This is a genomic window from Maribacter luteocoastalis (genome assembly GCF_048890225.1).
Taxonomy (GTDB): Bacteria; Bacteroidota; Bacteroidia; order Flavobacteriales; family Flavobacteriaceae; genus Maribacter; species Maribacter luteocoastalis.
This window is the reverse complement of record NZ_JBMFZG010000001.1, coordinates 22,045-40,350: the sequence shown is the minus strand read 5'-3', so window position 1 is coordinate 40,350 and position 18,306 is coordinate 22,045. Positions and strand designations below refer to the sequence as shown.

General features: G+C 36.1%; 14 protein-coding genes and 1 tRNA gene. 12 read left to right on the top strand and 3 right to left on the bottom strand.

Annotated elements, in window-relative coordinates; all coding sequences use genetic code 11:
• Together ACOCEA_RS00160 and ACOCEA_RS00155 are read left to right on the top strand one after the other, a co-directional pair.
• Positions 1–1,170, top strand: a complete 1,170-nt coding sequence (locus ACOCEA_RS00160) for an aldose epimerase family protein (protein ID WP_420754172.1) — start codon at positions 1–3, stop codon at positions 1,168–1,170.
• A gap of 9 nt (positions 1,171–1,179) precedes the next feature.
• Positions 1,180–2,799, top strand: a complete 1,620-nt coding sequence (locus ACOCEA_RS00155) for a sodium:solute symporter (RefSeq protein ID WP_420754171.1) — start codon at positions 1,180–1,182, stop codon at positions 2,797–2,799.
• 230 nt (positions 2,800–3,029) lie between these two features.
• Here ACOCEA_RS00155 and ACOCEA_RS00150 read toward each other — a convergent pair whose 3' ends face one another.
• Positions 3,030–3,950, bottom strand: coding sequence for a ThuA domain-containing protein (locus ACOCEA_RS00150; RefSeq protein WP_420754170.1), 921 nt, complete (start codon positions 3,948–3,950; stop codon positions 3,030–3,032).
• 299 nt (positions 3,951–4,249) lie between these two features.
• Between ACOCEA_RS00150 and ACOCEA_RS00145 the strand changes: the two genes are divergently transcribed.
• The 6 genes from ACOCEA_RS00145 (at position 4,250) to ACOCEA_RS00120 (ending at position 13,160) form a co-directional block, all read left to right on the top strand.
• The gene (locus ACOCEA_RS00145) at positions 4,250–5,467 is read left to right on the top strand and encodes a DUF6807 domain-containing protein (RefSeq protein ID WP_420754169.1); all 1,218 of its coding nucleotides are present in this window, start codon (positions 4,250–4,252) and stop codon (positions 5,465–5,467) included.
• A 13-nt stretch (positions 5,468–5,480) separates the two neighbouring features.
• Entirely contained in the window at positions 5,481–6,857 is a 1,377-nt protein-coding gene (locus tag ACOCEA_RS00140; RefSeq protein WP_420754168.1) for a Gfo/Idh/MocA family oxidoreductase, read from the top strand.
• Between the two features lie 135 nt (positions 6,858–6,992).
• Positions 6,993–8,375: a putative oxidoreductase C-terminal domain-containing protein gene (locus ACOCEA_RS00135; RefSeq protein WP_420754167.1), complete on the top strand. Its 1,383-nt coding sequence runs from the start codon at positions 6,993–6,995 to the stop codon at positions 8,373–8,375.
• Positions 8,376–8,433: 58 nt separating this feature from the next.
• The gene (locus ACOCEA_RS00130; RefSeq protein ID WP_420754166.1) at positions 8,434–10,671 is read left to right on the top strand and encodes a DUF7133 domain-containing protein; all 2,238 of its coding nucleotides are present in this window, start codon (positions 8,434–8,436) and stop codon (positions 10,669–10,671) included.
• A gap of 191 nt (positions 10,672–10,862) precedes the next feature.
• The gene (locus tag ACOCEA_RS00125; RefSeq protein ID WP_420754165.1) at positions 10,863–11,303 is read left to right on the top strand and encodes a DsrE family protein; all 441 of its coding nucleotides are present in this window, start codon (positions 10,863–10,865) and stop codon (positions 11,301–11,303) included.
• Positions 11,304–11,504: 201 nt separating this feature from the next.
• Positions 11,505–13,160 carry a sulfatase family protein gene (locus tag ACOCEA_RS00120; RefSeq protein ID WP_420754164.1) on the top strand — a complete coding sequence of 552 codons (1,656 nt, stop codon included), beginning with the start codon at positions 11,505–11,507 and terminating at the stop codon, positions 13,158–13,160.
• A gap of 199 nt (positions 13,161–13,359) precedes the next feature.
• On the opposite strand, the gene ACOCEA_RS00115 is transcribed toward ACOCEA_RS00120, so the two are convergent.
• Positions 13,360–13,433, bottom strand: a tRNA-Arg gene (locus ACOCEA_RS00115).
• 78 nt (positions 13,434–13,511) lie between these two features.
• Between ACOCEA_RS00115 and ACOCEA_RS00110 the strand changes: the two genes are divergently transcribed.
• Positions 13,512–14,024, top strand: coding sequence for an adenine phosphoribosyltransferase (locus ACOCEA_RS00110; RefSeq protein WP_420754163.1), 513 nt, complete (start codon positions 13,512–13,514; stop codon positions 14,022–14,024).
• Here ACOCEA_RS00110 and ACOCEA_RS00105 read toward each other — a convergent pair.
• A complete protein-coding gene (locus ACOCEA_RS00105) occupies positions 14,021–14,173 on the bottom strand; it encodes an SsrA-binding protein (protein WP_420754162.1) in 153 nt (50 codons plus the stop codon). The genes ACOCEA_RS00110 and ACOCEA_RS00105 overlap by 4 nt on opposite strands.
• An 818-nt stretch (positions 14,174–14,991) precedes the next feature.
• On the opposite strand from ACOCEA_RS00105, the gene ACOCEA_RS00100 reads away from it, so the two are divergent.
• Genes ACOCEA_RS00100 through ACOCEA_RS00090 form a run of 3 tightly spaced genes read left to right on the top strand, consistent with a single transcriptional unit; the run spans position 14,992 to position 18,272 of the window.
• A complete protein-coding gene (locus ACOCEA_RS00100) occupies positions 14,992–15,930 on the top strand; it encodes a calcium/sodium antiporter (RefSeq protein ID WP_420754161.1) in 939 nt (312 codons plus the stop codon).
• A 15-nt stretch (positions 15,931–15,945) separates the two neighbouring features.
• Positions 15,946–17,544: a carboxypeptidase-like regulatory domain-containing protein gene (locus ACOCEA_RS00095; RefSeq protein WP_420754160.1), complete on the top strand. Its 1,599-nt coding sequence runs from the start codon at positions 15,946–15,948 to the stop codon at positions 17,542–17,544.
• Between the two features lie 2 nt (positions 17,545–17,546).
• Entirely contained in the window at positions 17,547–18,272 is a 726-nt protein-coding gene (locus ACOCEA_RS00090) for a carboxypeptidase-like regulatory domain-containing protein (RefSeq protein ID WP_420754159.1), read from the top strand.
• Positions 18,273–18,306: the final 34 nt, after the last annotated feature.

Sequence of the window (18,306 nt, the reverse complement as noted above, 5' to 3'; positions counted from 1 at the left end):
ATGAAACAACTGACCAACTTAAGCTATTCATTAACCTTATTGATCACATTGGTTTTAAATGTGAACTGCAAGGAAAAAACAGAGAAAAAAATGAAAGAAGAACCCATTAAAACTGCGACTATAGAAAGGAGTGAATATGGTACTACAACTGATGGTAAAAAAGTAGCATTGTTTACACTGAAGAATAAAGGTGGTATTGAAGTGGAAATCATTACCTACGGTGGTCGTATTACATCATTAAAGTCTCCTGATAAAGAAGGGAATCTAAAAAATGTGGTGTTGGGGTTTGATAACCTTGCTCAATATGAGGAAGATAACCCATATTTTGGAGCACTCATTGGTAGGTACGGGAATAGAATAGCTAAAGGGAAGTTTACAATTGGTGATAAGGAATATCAATTAGCTCAAAATAATGGTGATAATAACCTTCATGGCGGGTTAAAAGGTTTTGATAAGCAAGTTTGGGATGCGGAAATATCGGAAGGAGAGACATCAGTATCTCTGATTTTATCCTATACAAGTCAGGATATGGAAGAAGGTTTCCCGGGTACTTTAGAAACTAAAGTAACCTATACCCTAAATGATCATGATTCCTTGGATGTGCTGTACGAAGCAACTACTGACAAAGCTACTGTTGTAAACCTTACCCAACATGCTTACTTTAATTTATCTGGAGATTTTTCTAAACCCATATTAGACCATATTGTAGAAATTGATGCAGATCACTATTTGCCGGTTGATTCAGGTTTAATACCCACAGGAGAATTGGCTTCAGTGGAAGGGACACCTTTTGATTTTAGACAACCTAAAATGGTTGGACAAGATATATCTGTAGAAAACGAGCAGTTGAAATTGGGAGGAGGATTTGATCACTGCTGGGTCTTGAACAATCAAAGTAAAGGCTACCGAGAGGTGGCTAGTGCCTATGAACCAGCGTCAGGAAGATACTTGGAAGTTTTTACAGATGAGCCGGGGATACAATTTTATACCGGCAATTTTTTGGATGGTACATTACCCGCACCAACTGGAAACTATGAACAACGTAGCGGTTTATGTTTGGAAACACAACATTATCCAGATTCGCCAAACCAATCAGATTTCCCTTCGGTACTATTGGAACCTGGAGAAAAATATATGACAAAAACAAGCTTTAAGCTATCAACCAAATAACCAACTTTTATGCAACAATTAGACAATTTTGACTGGATCAGTATATCCTTATATTTTCTGTTATTAATAGGAGTAGCGATTTGGGTTATCCGAAAAAAAGAAAACAACACAGAAGATTATTTTTTAGCAGGTAGGAATGTAGGTTGGTTCGTGGTAGGTGCTTCTATTTTTGCGTCCAACATTGGTTCAGAACACGTGGTTGGTTTGGCCGGTACAGGAGCAAGTAATAAGTTGCCCTTGCTAATATATGAAATCCACGCTTGGGTCGTTTTAATGTTAGGTTGGGTGTTCTTACCTTTTTATGCACGTAGTGGTGTATTCACGATGCCGGAATTTTTGGAGAAACGTTTTGATGCTAGATCTAGGTGGGTTTTGTCTATTTTTTCTATAGTAGCTTATGTACTTACAAAGATATCGGTTACCATTTATGCCGGTGGTGTTGTTGTTTCTGCATTATTAGGAATAGATTTCTGGACAGGAGCCATTGCAACAGTGGTGTTGACAGGTATATATACAGTACTTGGTGGAATGCGTGCGGTGGTATATACTGAGACCTTACAGGCAATTCTATTGGTTGTTGGTGCCGCAGTTTTAACCTTTATAGGTTTGGATAAAGTTGGTGGATGGGGTAGTATGGTAGATACTTTGGGTCCGGAATATTTTAATATGTGGCGACCGGCGACCGATCCAGATTTTCCATGGCCATCCTTATTTATAACAAGTACTATAGTAGGTATTTGGTATTGGTGTACCGATCAATATATTGTACAAAGAACATTAACAGCAAAAAACATAAAAGAGGGTAGGAGAGGTACCATTTTCGGAGCCCTATTAAAATTGTTGCCTGTTTTTCTGTTTTTGATACCTGGGGTTATAGCTCTTACTTTAAAGATGAGAGGCGAGTTAGAATGGGAAAGTGCAGATGAAGCATTTCCTGTGTTAATGAGTAACCTATTGCCCTCCGGATTAAGAGGATTGGTAGCAGCTGGTTTGTTAGCGGCATTAATGAGTTCTTTGGCATCCGTATTTAATTCTTGCTCAACATTATTTACGGTGGATGTTTATAAGAAGTTAAAACCAAATGCGCCAGAGAAAAAATTAGTCCGTACAGGTCAAATAGCGACGGTTTTTGTAGTAATCATTGGAATTATATGGATCCCTATCATGGCAAATATTTCTGGAGTATTGTATGAATACTTACAGAGTGTACAGTCATACATTGCTCCTCCTATAACAGCTGTATTTTTATTGGGAATTTTTTATAAACGAATAAATGCCACAGGTGCTTTTGCAACTCTGGTTATGGGTATTATAGTGGCGTTTTTACGAATAGCACTAGAGTTGGTGAAAGACATTTTGGACTCAGATAGTATTTTATATTATTTAGGTGATATGAATTTTTTAACCTTTGGTGCTTGGTTCTTTTTATTCTGTTTAATCTTTATGGTGGTAGTAAGCTTAATGACAAAAGAACCAGACGAAGAAAAAGTGCTTAATTTAACTTTTGGAACTATTACTGACGAAGAAAAGAAGAAGAATAAAAGTAGCTATAATTGGGTAGATATAGCGGTGTCAGTATTTATAGTATTAATTGTAATTGGTATAATGATATTTTTTAATGGAAAATAAATAATAATATTTGAGTTAGTTGTGCCCTATTTGGGCTATTTAAGCCAGGTTCGTAGCCTGGCTTTCTATTAATGTATCCTCTGCGTATTGTCTTAGAATAAGGGCTGAATTCTTTCTGTTTTTATACTTGGACCAATATAGAAAATGATGAAAAACATTTTAGAAGTATTGTACTCTTTACGGTGATTTTCACTATTTGTACCAATATATAGTATACAGCCAAACCATAGTTATGGCTTTTTTATGGGGCTATCGTCAACCTTTAGATCGTTTGTTACGTACTGCAATCCGTCCATTAAAAATTGTAGTAATTCAGGCTTGTATAAACTTTGTGCATTATGTGAAGGCGAGCTATAGAACACCCTTCCTTTACCATGTTTTTTTATCCAAGCAACATAATTTATATCGTTTTTAGCCTCGTGTTTCAGACCTTCTATTTCATGAACGTTAAAATATAACAGGGGTCTAAAATTATAATTGAAATAAGCATTTTTAAAGAAGTAGGGTTCATCTATATGGGTAAATCCTTTTCCATTAAATGCCTGTATTAAAGGGTGGTTTTTATCTACTTCCTTAATATGAATTTCTTGTTGTTTGGGGTGATAGTCAAAACTACCACCTGTCATCTCACTAAATCGCTGTGAATTATTTTGAACGACAATTGCACCATGTAAAATCATAAGTCCGCCACCTTTTTCAACATAATCCATTAAATTGGTTTCATAGGTAGCAGCTTGATCAATGATCTCTTGTTCAGAAAGTGAACTGTAGTTTTTTAAAAGATCATAAAACAAATTTCGTTTAGGTCCTATAGGATTTGAATTATTTAATACTACTGCATCATATTTCCTTAGATTTTTCTTGCTAAAATTCGCAATGTCAAACCCTACATGTATTTCAAAAGCATTTGTTTTTTTTCCAAAGCTTTTTAGAATTTCAATATTGTGTGGTATAGTCCAATGATCGAAACCAGTTGCTTTAGAGAAGACCAGTATTTTTCTTTTTACAGAGGATTTTACCCTAGGCTCACTAGGAATTAGTTGTTCCATTTTGGCTACCCATTCGTCTGTAATGGGTATAGCTTCTAGGTTTTGGGCATGTAGATTGAATAATGATAACAATAGAAGGCCAAGCACTAGGCTAATTTTCATTTTATTTCTATACATAAGTTAGCACTAAGATTAATGTGTAAAAACGATTTATATAAAGTGTTCTATTTAAAACCTAAATTTCTTTGATTCTCAATTACAAGTCGTAGCTAAATTAAAACTATCCCTTAATTGGTTATTTAATTTTAACAATCAATGACCTTGAATTTGATATACTGTTTGCAAATAATATTAAAATATTATGAATAAATTTATTTTTTAACAATATGATTGCGTAATCTATTGTTTAGTTCAATCTTTATAAATAGATTTGTCCATCTTATGAATACGCCCATACCTTAATGAAAAATCTAATTGCAGTAGTAATTTTAATGATTTTAATTTCTTGTAATGAGAAAAAAGAAACTTTTATATATCAACTAAAAGAGGGTAGTGGTTTTTTGATGAACGGACCTGTTTCTATGGATTTAGGTGAATTTAAAGGGGATGAGGCCACATTAATGAACGGTGATGAAATTGTTCCATTTGAAATGGATACAACGGCTAATAAAATTTGGTTTGTGCATAGTGCTGAACGCAAAGCGGATTATAGTTTAACTATAAAAACGGAATCTAATAATCAGACTAACATAGTATCTGCTATTAAAAAGGATGGTGATTTACTGTTGGGTAAAAACAATACATCGTTGGTAGGCTATCGTTATGAAATGCACTATCCACCAAAGGGTGCTGATTCTATTTTTAAAAAATCAGGATACATTCATCCTATCATAACTCCAAAAGGAGATACGCTTACAAGAATTAATCCACCTGATCATTGGCATCATTATGGAGTTTGGGGGCCTTGGACCCATACACGAATCGACACGACGCGGGTCGATTTTTGGAATTTAGTAGAAGGGCAAGGTACCGTTCTATTTAAAGATTTTAATAGTATTGAAAGTGGAACTGTTTCTGCCAGTTTTAGTGCTGCCCAAGAACATATAGCTTTCAAAATACAACCACAACCGCTCGTGGCCCTGAACGAAAATCTTCAGGTTAAGTTGTGGGGCTTAAACAGGGATGACCGTTATATGTTAGATTACACATCCAGTTTTAATACACCATTGCAAAACGGTATTCTATTTGAAGCTTACCGATATGGTGGCGGATTGGGAATGCGTTTTACCGAGCGTTGGCATAAAGACAATTGTCATGTGCTTACATCAGAAGGTGAGGATCGTTTAACAGCTGATGGCACCAATGCAAAGTGGGCCATTGTAAGTGGTGTATCTGCAGACGGTACTGGAACCAACGGAATCCTATTTTTGAGTTATCCAGAGAACAGAATGCATCCAGAGCCCATGCGTGTTTGGCCAATAGATGGTAATGATGGACGTGGAGATATGTTTTTTGAGTTTTGTCCTATCCGTCATGAAGAATGGCAAATTGAACCTAATAAAAATTACGAATTAAGATATAGAATGGTGGTGTTTGAAGGTGAGTTGACCAAAGAAGAAGCGGAGGGCTATTGGCAGTCATTCGCGAATCCGCCTCAATTAGAGCAAATTGCAAATTAAACCATAGATTCAGATGCAGAGAAGAAATTTTATTAAAAAATCATCGCTTGGGACCGCAGCGGCAGTAGCTTTTCCAACAATTGTACCATCAAGTGTTTTTGGTAAGAATGCACCTAGTAATAAAATAAATATTGGCCAGATAGGATGTGGACGTATTGCTCGTGGCCATGATATACGTGATACAATCCGTTTTGATACTGCAAGATATGTGGCTGTCTGTGATTTGGATACTAAGAGAATGAACGATGCGAAGGTTTTAGTTGATGCATATTACAAAGAAAAAACTGGCAAGTCCAATTACATGGATACTAAAATGTATGGGGATTATCGTGAAATGTTATTGAACAAGGATATTGATGCCGTTGTGATAAGTACACCAGACCATTGGCATTCCCAGCCTGCTATGGAAGCGGCAATTGCAGGTAAGGATATCTACCTACAGAAGCCTACATCACTAACTATAAAAGAAGGGCAGCAATTGCGTAAGGCTGTTCAAGACCACAATGTGATTTTACAAGTGGGTACCCAACAACGCGCAATGCCTCAATTTAGAATTGCAGCTGAACTGGTCAGAAACGGCAGAATTGGGAAATTACATACAGTGAAAATTGGATTGCCAGGAGACCCTGCAGGTCCAGAAGCACCAGAAATGCCAGTTCCGCCTAACTTGAATTTTGATATGTGGTTGGGTTCTACGCCAGAGGTTCCGTATACTGAAATTGGTGTACATCCACAAAATGATTACAGCAGACCGGGCTGGCTAAGAATTCGTGATTATGGGGCAGGTATGATTACCGGTTGGGGACAACACCATTATGATTCCGCGGCATGGGGAATGAATACAGAATTAACAGGACCAATATCTGTAGAGGCTTTAGCAGAATTTCCAAAATCTGGATTGTGGAACGTACATGGAGATTTCTTGGTAAAACATGAATATGAAAATGGGATTACTGCTTATACCAGTGGGGGGTATACTAACGGAATCCGGTATATAGGTGATGACGGTTGGATATTTGTTTCTAGGGGCGATTATATGGCTTCAGCATCGGATCCGGTGAATAAGGAAAAAAGTTCAAAAGCTTTAAATGCCTCAGATCCTAAACTATTGGAATCGGTAATTGGTGAAAATGAAATCCATTTGGAAAAAATTGATGATCAACATGGTAATTGGTTAGCATGTGTTAAGAGTAGAAAAGCACCAATTTCACCAATTGAGAAAGGCCATAAGGCATGCACAGTTTGTTTGATCAGTGATATTGCGATGCAGTTCTCCCGTAAATTGAACTGGGATCCAGAAAATGAATGGTTTATTAATGATCCAGAAGCAAATGCCATGTTGGAACGTGCACAACGAAAACCATATGGGACCAATTATGTAAAAGTATAAATCCAAATAAAAAGCACTTTCTTTTAGAAATGATGAAGGTGTTATACTTAAAGACTTATCGATTCAAGAATTACTTTGTAAATAAAAAAATATGGCCACTACTTGAGGTCATATTTTTTTAGTAAAATCAAGAAAATGAAAATCACATTTAGTTATATCAAATTAATGATGCCAATTCTATTGCTAATGGTTTCTTGCGGCCAAGAAAAGGGAAAGGAGCATATGGAAAAGGAAAAAGTGAAGTTAATGACTTTGGATCCAGGTCATTTTCACGCGGCATTAGTACAAAAAACGATGTATCCACAAGTGGATTCCACTATTCATGTGTTTGCTCCCGAAGGACCAGAAGTACAGGATTTTCTAAGCAAAATAGAGCAGTACAACGCTAGACCCGATAACCCTACCGCATGGGAGGTCAAAACATATTTCGGTGATGATTACCTCAGTAAAATGATTTCGCAAAAACCGGGTAACGTGATGGTTGTTGCCGGTAAAAACTCTAAAAAAATAGATTATATTTTAGAGGCTGTAAAGGCTGGTTTGAATGTATATGCAGATAAACCTTTGGTAATCAATCCTGAAGGGTTCGAGAAATTAAAGAAAGCTTTTAAAATTGCTAATGAAAATGATGTCCTGATCTATGATATCATGACCGAGCGTTTTGAGTCCACTACTATGATGCAAAAACAATTTTCTTTGTTAACCAATGTATTTGGGGAATTAGTAGTTGGGACAGCTGACAAACCAGCCATAAGTAAAGAGAGTGTTCATCACTTTTTTAAATATGTTTCTGGTAAACCATTAGTAAGGCCATCTTGGTTTTTTGATGTTAACGAGGAAGGGGAAGGGATTGTGGATGTGACGACCCATTTGGTAGATTTGGTTCAGTGGGAGGCTTTTCCAGGGCAAGTAATAGACTCGTCTCAAGTAGAAATGATAGCTGCGCGTAGATGGCCAACAGAACTTAATTTAGAAGAATTTCAAAAAGTAACCGGCATGGAAAGTTATCCTGAATATCTTCGAAATAATGTTACAGACCAAAAATTAAATATCTATTGCAATGGTGAAATGACTTATAAGATCAAAGGTAAACATGCGAAGGTTTCCGTAATCTGGAATTATGTCGCGCCAGAGGGCACAGGAGATACACATTATAGCATAATGCGAGGCACCAAAGCAGATTTGATCATAAGGCAGGGAGCCGCTGAAAATTATAAGCCTATGTTGTATATCGAATCTGCATTAGGTGAAGATTTTGAGAAAACTCTAAACTTGGCTGTCCAAAATGAAATAGCAGCACAATTTCCCGGTACTTCAATAGTAAAAGTTGATGAAGGAAAATGGAGAATTGAAATTCCGCAAGAATTCAAAATAGGGCATGAGGCACATTTTGGCCAAGTCACAGAAAATTATTTGAAATATTTGGAGTTGGGGGAATTGCCATCTTGGGAAGTTCCCAATATGATAACCAAATATTATACAACTATCGAGGCATACAAAATGGCGAAAGCGGAATAATGGCCTAATGCAGCAGTAGTTCAATGTTCTTATATTTGCCTCAAACTGATTTTATTTTATGCATATTAGGTTAGTTCCCATTTCTATTTTACTTTGTTTATTTTATTCTTGCCAGACTTCTTTTGAAGAAACTACCGTCTCATTGGACCCTTATACAATAGAGGAAGGGTTTGAAATTCAAGTATTGGCCGCAGAGCCCCTTCTAAAAGCTCCTGTAGCGATAGATTTTGATGCTAAAGGTAGAGTTTGGGTCGCGCAAATGCCTGGCTATATGAACGATATTAGGGGTACTGGTGAGGAAGACCCAACTGGTAGTATTGTTATTCTAGAGGATCTGGATATGGACGGTGTCGCCGATCATTCAAAAGTTTTTTTAGATAGTCTAGTTATGCCAAGAGCTTTGGCTCATGTGTATGGCGGTCTGCTTTATGCCGAACCCCCAAATTTATGGTTTGTAGAAATTGAAGATGATAAGCCTGTCAACAAAATTTTGGTAGATTCTATTTATGCGGTGGAAGGTAACCCAGAACACCAACCTAACGGATTGGAAATGAATATCGATAACTGGATATACAATGCAAAATCTAATTATAGGTATAGGAGAGTTAATGGGGTTTGGCAAAAAGAACCTACCACATTTAGAGGGCAATGGGGCATTACGCACGATAACTTCGGAAGGTTATATTACAATGACAATTCAAGAATTTTACTGGGGGATTATGTATTGCCCAATACTCTGATAGAAAATAAATTTTTCACCCCAAGAGCCAGTGTGGATAAACTGCTAACGAACGACCAACGTGTATATCCACTGCATGCCACAACGGTTAATAGGGGGTATGCCAAGGGTGTGCTAGATGCGGATAGTATTTTGGTAAATGCAACCGCTGCTTGTAGTCCTTTGGTATATCGAGGGGGGTCATTTTCGACCGCATATGAGGAAAATGTATTTGTTTGCTTGCCAGAGGGCAATTTGGTAAAACGAACATTGCTAACTTTTACCGGAGATTCTACCAAGGCAAAACAGGCTTGGGAGGGGAAAGAGTTTTTAGCTTCTACCGATGAAGGATTTCGCCCGGTAAGTTTAAAAAACGGTCCCGATGGGAGTATGTTTATCGTTGATATGCATAGGGGAATGATAGGGCATTATGCCTATTTAAGCCCTTACTTAAAGGAAAAAACGGAAATTACTAGGTTGGATACACTTGTGAATTTTGGACGTGTTTTGAAAGTGAAACATATTGATGGGGAAGCTGATTTTGCTCCTGATTTTGATGCCTTGAATGGCGCCGAGCTGGTGTCATTATTATCTAATAAAAACGGTTGGGTGCGCGATCGTGCTCAACACTATTTGATTTTCAAGGAATATACTGAAGTTATCGATGATGTAAAAGACCTGACACTCAATTCAACCAATGATTGGAGCCAAATTCAAGGGCTTTATGTATTAGAGGGATGGAATGCTCTTACATTTGATCTTTTAACAGACTTGATGAAAAAGGGGAAACCTAATTTGGCAGCCCATGCACTGGTACTTTCAAAACGGTTTACATCTGAAGAAAATAAAGAAAAAGCTTTTAATGTTTTTAACGATATTCTAGATAGAAATGAGCTTGGTCTTGATGTTTATCTTGGAAATATTTTAGGTGGTTGGATGTTGATTGACGAACAAAAATTCACGCCATTGTTTGGTAAAGTTCTTATTAGAAATAAAAAAAATAGTACGGTTATCGAAGCAGTATTAAGTGGATTGGCAGGTGGTGAATCAAGAATTGCCAAGAATAAAATCATTATGGAATCGCTTATGGAATCCGAGTTTGAAGATAAATTGGTTAGGACCATAAGCAATATAAAGGAAGACAAATTAAATACGATTTTTACTAGAAAATCTATTAATGAGGATAATAGAACTAGCGGAGCGAAAATGTTCTATCAAATTTGTGCTTCTTGCCATGGCGCTAATGGAGAAGGTATTGATGGACTTGCGCCTCCATTAAAAAACTCCGAACATGTGAACAATACAGAACGATTGGGGTTAATAATTCTTCACGGTCTTGAAGGGCCAGTTCATGTAAATGGAGTAAAATATAACATCAATTTGGCCATGCCCGGTTTAATTAGGAATGAATCTATTTCAGATAAGGATATAGCCGATATTATATCTTACGTAACAAACGCATTTTCTGATGAACCTAAAACCCTAAAAAGGGAGCGAATTAACGAATTGAGAAGTGTGAAATCTTCATCTGGAGCGGAATATAACGAGGAAGAGCTGTTATCCCTGAAAACCAATTAAAATAGAGGGTTTATTAATATGCTATAAGTTGAGATAGATGCAATTTCCCTGAGATTGTTGGCTTATTACGCTACAAAAGACATTAGAATTTTCTATACAAGCAGTATCAAGACATATAGGTTTTGATTTAGTTATATTTGTTTTTCAAATGATGCATCCAGGTTGAACCGTTAATTTAATTCTATACAGATATGAAATTTTCTTTGCAAGCAATTTTGTTTCTTCTGCTCTTAACAGGGACAGTTAATACCGTAACGGGACAAAAGAAGTTAGATGGGCAAACAGTTGCGGATCTACAAAAAACACCTAAATATGCATTTGTATTAACTACCGAACGTCATTTTAAGGGAGTCTTAAGTATGTATGACTTGCTAATAAGTAATGGAGTTGAAGTCCAGGACTTTGAAATAGTGGTAAAAGGAAAAGTGGTCACCCAACTAACCAAAGGATCAGAACTAGATAAATTTTTTGAAAAATACAAAGATAAGGTACGTGTTAGTGTTTGTAGTGTGGCTATGGAAAAATTAGGTGTTGCCGAAGAACAATTGTTTCTAGGATTGGACGTAACCCCAACAGCATCGGTTCGTATGCTGCAATTACAAGCCTTGGGATATAATACGCTGACTTATTAATATAGATATTTAATTAAGATTGTCTTTGAACTAATATAGAATAGGAGAAACTGTTTACATTTCAAGATTATAAATTGAAATTGAGAGGAGGGTTTGTGAAATAATATTAATTCGTCTTTCAAAAATAAAAGTATGGCTGCTAATGGCTATTATTAGTATAGCAAGAAACAAGTAATACATAATTCAAATTATATGATCATTATGAAGAAGTTGATTTATACTTTTTTTGGGTTTATTCTGTTAATCTCTTGTGGAGGGAAAAAGGATAAAATAGAAGAAAGTTCAGAGCCAAAAAAAAGGCCCAATATAGTCTTCATCATCAGTGATGACCATGCCTATCAGGCAATTAGTGCTTATGGGGGCAGGCTAGAGGAGATAGCACCTACTCCTAATATAGATCGTATTGCGGATGAAGGTATGTTGTTTAATAGATGCCTTGTAACAAATTCAATTTGTGGACCTTCTAGAGCCGCAATCCTGAGCGGAAAATACAGCCATCAAAACGGTTTTATAGATAACACAATAGGTTCCAAATTCGATTTCGACCAGCAGACTTTCGGGGAACTCTTGCAGCAGGCAGGATATAAGACAGGGGTTCTGGGGAAATTACATTTAGGACAAACACCTACTAAAGGTTTTGACTATATTGACATTCTTCCGGGTCAGGGTTCTTATTATAACCCCACATTTGTCAATCAAGAGGGGCAATACCAATTGGAAGGTTATACGACCGATATCATCACCGAAAAGGCTATTGATTGGATAGATTTTGTAAAGACCAAAGAACAGCCTTTTATGTTGTTTTTGGGCCATAAGTCCCCACATAGACAATGGCAGCCAGGACCGGACGAACTTGGTATGTATGAAGGGGTTGAAATTCCTGAACCTAAAACCTTGTTCGATGATTACTCTGGGAACAGAGAGGTAGCAGGGATGAATTATATGTCCATTTCCGATGCCATGAAAATGGCGCAGGATTTAAAGATTACGGATGGCCCCCAAGCTGGTTTTACCGAGGAACAGCAAAGGAAATGGGATTCCATCTACAAGCCTATCAACGAGGAATTTAAAAAAGCCAATCTAAAAGGTGACGACCTTACCAGATTTAAATACCAGCGTTATATGCGAGATTACCTTGCATGTGTTGCCGGTGTAGATAAAGGGGTAGGTAATGTGTTGGATTATTTAAAGGAAGCTGGACTTGATGCGAACACCATTGTAATTTATACTTCCGACCAAGGATTTTACTTGGGAGAGCACGGTTGGTTCGATAAAAGATGGATGTACAAGGAGTCCTTACGTACGCCTTTATTAGTTAAATGGCAAGGAGAAGTAAAACCGGGTACGGTCAATAACGATTTGGTTTCTAACCTAGATTTTGCCGAAACCTTTTTAGATATTGCCCAAACCGATATTCCAGATGATATGCAGGGTAAAAGTTTGGTGCCAATATTAAAAGGAAATACGCCAAAGGATTGGAGAAAGGCACACTATTATCATTATTATGAACATCCCTCGGAACATGATGTTAGAAGACACTATGGGATAACCACGGATAAATACAAACTCATCCACTTTTATTATGACCTGGATAAATGGGAATTGTATGATTTGGAGAAGGATCCTAGTGAAATGAACAATATCTATGGAAATCCAGAGTATGCTCAAATTCAGGAAAAATTGCACAAGGAGTTAGAGGAATTACGGATTAAATATGGGGATAACGATTCACTGAACCAGCAGTTCATTGAGGATTATAATGAGCGCGTCAAGGAAAATCCGATTATCGAGTATTGGAAGCTATCTCCCGATGAGATGAGAAAGTTATATCAAGATTATCAAAAAAGTCAGAAATAGATTGATTATATAATTGACCTCGTCAGGATTACCTTCGGTTTTCCTTTAAGCTCAAAGTTGCAATTAAGAAACTTATGTGCTGCTGAAACGCAGCCCAAGTTTTGTATTTTCCATATACTTACAAAAGCCAAGTCGCTTTTGACACTTTTAGAAAACACAAAACCATGCTCTAAAAAGAGCATGGTTTCTTGAGTGTTTGTGACCTCGACAGGATTCAAACCTGTAACCTTCTGAGCCGTAATCAGATGCGCTATTCAGTTGCGCCACGAGGCCATTTCGTTAATTTTCCCCTCAAGGGGCTGCAAATATATTTCTTTTTACATTTACCACAAAATTAAGCCCCCTATAAATATGGATTTTAAAAGCTTTATTAGAGATGTACCCAATTTCCCTAAGGAAGGAATTGTTTTTAAGGATATTTCACCATTATTACAAAACCCTAAAGTCCTTAAAAGCGCGGTTCTAGAATTGACCAATTTTTTGGGGAAGCAAAAAATAGATAAAGTGGTAGGTATGGAGAGTAGAGGCTTTTTGTTTGGACCCATGTTGGCGGAAAGATTAAATGCCGGCTTTGTTCCTATTAGAAAACCGGGAAAACTACCTTATCGTACATTGAGTGAGTCTTACGAATTGGAATATGGTACCGATATGTTGGAAATTCATATAGACGGTATTGTAAAAGGGGATAGGGTGCTTATCCATGATGATGTTCTGGCAACCGGTGGCACGGCAAATGCAGCCTGTAACTTGGTAGAACAATTAGGGGGCACTATTATTCAATGTAATTTTTTAATAGAACTTTCTTTTTTAGGCGGTAGGGCGAAAATAAACCCACATGAAGTAAAAGCATTAATGTCCTATTAGTCCAAAGCTTTTGTGGTTACAAAATAACGCCAACCAATAATGGCTAATTGCAATTTACTTGCTTTGGATAAATCTAGTTGTTTTTTGGAAAAGGAGGGAAGGAGTGCTTTATTGACCCTTGCCAGAAACTTATAGAACGATTTTTTCAAAATGAGGATTTTTTCAAAAATACAAAATGAGTACGGTTTGCACTATGTACATTTTTGAAATAAGAAAATCAATATATTTTTTTACCATTAATCATTTCTTTTATAGATTTTAATTATACTATGGGCTAGCGAATGTTTTTATCAAAGTATAAACTTTAAAATATCGATTAAAAAATACACCCAAACCCAAATACGTAATATCATATCTTGTATGTCAAGGTTGATACTTATCCTCGCAAGTAACATGGATTGTTTTAGTGGAGGTTTGTCCAAAAAACTTAAAGGTTAACTAGCAAAATTAGACTTCAGTTAGAGAATATAATATGGCTATTTTACACTAAAGAAAATATAGTACAAAAGTGATGAAGAAATATAATATTGTTTTAATAAGGGTTATCATTTTAATATAGTTATTGGTTATACAAATACTGTTTATAATCGAATATTCAAAGAAGATATATGATGTTCAACATCATTTCCAAAGAATTTTAGTTAATTCAATATAATTGAATACAGTATTGTAAGTAAAAAAATACTTTATGTTTAGTATTTTTTTTTGTTGTCTAGGTTTAAATTTAAATATGTTATTTAAAAATAGAATTATTGTTTAAATATGTAATAATTGTAGGACCATTTTTGCAAGTGTATCTGTTTTGTAGAGGTGATTTGAAGCTTTTTATTCGTTTTTTTTGAATTTCATTTTTTTTGAAAAATAAAAATGTTGAATTTTTTTGTTTCTACTTGGTATATCAAGTGCCATAATGAAATGTGCTTTAAACAGATAATGTTCCTTTATATTTGCTGTTAAATACTATTGGATGTTAAACTTGTTATTTGTTTTGGCTGGACTCCTTTTGTTGATTGCTGGAGGAAATTGGCTTTTAAAGTCTGCCGTGGATCTATCATTAAAATTGAGTATACCCAAAATAGTAATTGGTATGACAGTGGTTTCTTTTGCTACTTCAGCACCTGAATTAATTGTGAGTATTAATGCCGCTTTGGATGGTTTTCCTGATTTGGCTTTGGGTAATGTGGTAGGTTCCAATATTGCAAATCTTGGCCTTGTACTAGCCATAACCGTTTTGTTGAGTAGTATAGATGTAAGACGTAGTTTTTATACAACAGATTGGCCTGTAATGATGCTGGCTTCCATTCTTTTCTTTGTGTTTATTTATTATGATGGTGTATTGGAACAATGGGAGGGTATTGTTATGGTTGTATGTCTTTTTTTGTTTCTAATATATTTACTTCGTTTTCAAAAACAGGCAGTTGTAGAAGAGGTTGATGAAAAAACTGTGATGTTGCCACTTTATAAGACCACCTTGTTTCTAGGTTTGGGAGGTGTTGCCTTATGGGGAGGCTCTGAGTTATTGATAGAAGGTGCTGTTGGTTTGGCAAATGCCTTTGGTGTAAGTGAACGTGTGATTGCAATAACTGTTGTATCGGTTGGGACAAGTATTCCAGAGTTGGCGGCTTCGGTCATTGCTATAATGAAAAAAGAGAAAGCGATATCCTTAGGTAACCTATTGGGTTCCAATATATTTAATTTATTGGCCGTATTGGGAATTACATCCATAATCACTCCCATACAAGTTGTAGATCAGGGATTGTTAAACAATGATATTTTTTGGATGCTGGGAATCTCATTTATTGTCCTTCCTTTGGTCTTTATTCCTAAAGGGTTGCGATTAGGATGGCGAGATGGCATGATTCTTGTAGGAATTTACGCAGCCTTTGTATATGTTACCATTGGCTAAACCAACTGGTGCCGTATGCGTAAAATAACCTTTTGTATTACCATATTACTTTTTTCTTGCCATTTATTAACTTCTCTTTATGGACAAGAAAGTAATTTTCTAAGAGGTAAGGTCTTAGATCAAAAAACAGCGGAGCCCGTGGTTTTTGCCACCGTGCGTATCAAAGGTATGGCCAAAGGTGTCATTACCAATATGGACGGTAGTTTTCGTCTTCCGTTGCAATTTAGGGAGGATGGGAAGTCTATAGTGGTTTCCTCAATGGGGTATGAAAAAAAAGAGTATGCATTACAAAGGTTATCCCCTAAAGATATCAATGTCATCTACTTGGTACCGAGTACGATTAGTTTAACTGAAGCAATTGTGAGTGCAAAAAAGAAAAGAGATCCCTCTGCACGTCAAATTATAAAAAGGGCCATTGAAAATATCCCCAATAATTATCCAAATACGAATTATACTTTAAAGGGGTATTATAGAGATTATCAATTAGATACACTTGGTTACGTAAACCTAAACGAAGCACTTTTAGCTGTTTTTGATAAAGGTTTCGATGAAATTGATACAGCTACGACCCGAACCCAGATGTATGAATATCGTCAAAACTTTAATTTTAGAAGGGATACTTTGGCAGATGATGCCTATGATTACAGGAAATGGCGAAAGATTATAGACAATGCTTACCTATCCGCCCATGGTGGTAATGAGTTTCAGATACTTCGAGTTCATGATGCCATTAGGAATTACAGGATTGGAAGCTATGATTTTGTAGGAACCTTAAATCAAGATCTTATTAAAAATCATTCATTCAAAAGACTTTCAGATACAAATTTAGATAACGAACAGTTCTACACAATTCAAATAAAAAAGGTGTTTCCGGATTTTGAGGCCAGGGGCAAAATATTTATATCTAAAGATGATTATGCCATAAACAAACTAGCGTATGCCGTATTTGACGACAATAAACGCAATAATGATTCGATTTTACGAAATAAAGGAATTAAGGGTGAACCAATTTTTGAGGTGACTACTGAATATCAAAGGGCATTGGATGATAAATTGTATTTAAACTATATTTCCTTACACAATACCTTTCAACTGGCCAAACCACCAAAATTTATAGTATCATATCTTATGGTCTTCGCAGAAGAAGGAACATTCAATATTCACTTTAATAATAGATTGGCCCTGGGCCAAGATGTGAAAAATAGCAAAAGGTATAGTTTTCAGTATAAGGGTGAGAAGATTAGATTTAAGAACATAACAAAAGAAAATGACACGCTTATAAAACTTTATCCCGATATGAAGCAAGAAGCACTGGACAATATGATGCGTGAAATTGATGTCATGAACAGAAAGAACATCAATTTGACCGGTGTTTTGGAATTTTCAGTTAATGGGTTAATTGATGTAGAAGGTAATTTGTTAAACACTTGGACTTACAAAAATTATAATCAATTTAGGGAGTTCTTTGTACAGGAACATGATAAGCGCAACATAAAGGCATTAGATAGCCTGTTTATGGATAAGCGAAAACCTATATTCGATAATCAACCCATAGTTAAACCGGATAATGTTAATGAGTATTGGATGAATACGCCGTTAAAAAAAGTCAACTAAATATGAGTACAGTAAACCACAAGAGAATCATTTTAGTTTTGATCTTCTTTATGTCTTTTGGACTTTATGCCCAGCAACAGGACTATATAGTAGGGAAATTATTAGATGCTAATACCAACGAACCTGTGGTTTTTGCCAATATCCGGATTAAGGACAGGGCGGTAGGTATTATTACCAATGTTGATGGTGGCTTTAGAATACCGGTGAAATATAAAGAATATGGTGACATTATAGAAATATCATCGATGGGGTATGAAACCAAAGAACTGCCCATTTCTAGTTTTGAGTTAGAAGAACTTAATATACTGTCCATAAACCCTGGTGCTCTTGCACTACAAGAAGCGGTGGTAAAAGGGAAAGGAAAACGTAACCGAAATTTAAATGCCAAACAAATTGTACAAAAAGCTTTGGATGCAATTCCTTATAATTTTCCTTCAACTTCCTTTTCTACTATTGGATATTACAGAGATTATCAGCTAAAGGATGGGCAGTATCTCAATCTGAATGAGGCTATTCTTGAAGTTTTCGACCAAGGTTTTGATCAGTTAGATGATAGAACTTCCGAAACACTTTTGTATCAGTATGGAAAGAACAAAGATTTTGAACAAGACTCTTTAGCGCGAGAAGCATATGATTATCATTCATTAAGGAAAATCATTAAAAAAGCTTATTTGGACGCATATGGAGGGAATGAATTTAGAATTCTAAGAATCCATGATGCCGTATGAAATTACAACGTAAGTACATACGATTTCATAGGCA

Excerpts from the sequence above, each read along its gene's own strand:
- ACOCEA_RS00160 (WP_420754172.1), top strand. The coding sequence starts at position 1 with ATGAAACAACTGACCAACTTAAGCTATTCATTAACCTTATTGATCACA.
- ACOCEA_RS00155 (WP_420754171.1), top strand. The coding sequence starts at position 1,180 with ATGCAACAATTAGACAATTTTGACTGGATCAGTATATCCTTATATTTT.
- ACOCEA_RS00150 (WP_420754170.1), bottom strand. The coding sequence starts at position 3,950 with ATGAAAATTAGCCTAGTGCTTGGCCTTCTATTGTTATCATTATTCAAT.
- ACOCEA_RS00145 (WP_420754169.1), top strand. The coding sequence starts at position 4,250 with ATGAAAAATCTAATTGCAGTAGTAATTTTAATGATTTTAATTTCTTGT.
- ACOCEA_RS00140 (WP_420754168.1), top strand. The coding sequence starts at position 5,481 with ATGCAGAGAAGAAATTTTATTAAAAAATCATCGCTTGGGACCGCAGCG.
- ACOCEA_RS00135 (WP_420754167.1), top strand. The coding sequence starts at position 6,993 with ATGAAAATCACATTTAGTTATATCAAATTAATGATGCCAATTCTATTG.
- ACOCEA_RS00130 (WP_420754166.1), top strand. The coding sequence starts at position 8,434 with ATGCATATTAGGTTAGTTCCCATTTCTATTTTACTTTGTTTATTTTAT.
- ACOCEA_RS00125 (WP_420754165.1), top strand. The coding sequence starts at position 10,863 with ATGAAATTTTCTTTGCAAGCAATTTTGTTTCTTCTGCTCTTAACAGGG.
- ACOCEA_RS00120 (WP_420754164.1), top strand. The coding sequence starts at position 11,505 with ATGAAGAAGTTGATTTATACTTTTTTTGGGTTTATTCTGTTAATCTCT.
- ACOCEA_RS00110 (WP_420754163.1), top strand. The coding sequence starts at position 13,512 with ATGGATTTTAAAAGCTTTATTAGAGATGTACCCAATTTCCCTAAGGAA.
- ACOCEA_RS00100 (WP_420754161.1), top strand. The coding sequence starts at position 14,992 with ATGTTAAACTTGTTATTTGTTTTGGCTGGACTCCTTTTGTTGATTGCT.
- ACOCEA_RS00095 (WP_420754160.1), top strand. The coding sequence starts at position 15,946 with ATGCGTAAAATAACCTTTTGTATTACCATATTACTTTTTTCTTGCCAT.
- ACOCEA_RS00090 (WP_420754159.1), top strand. The coding sequence starts at position 17,547 with ATGAGTACAGTAAACCACAAGAGAATCATTTTAGTTTTGATCTTCTTT.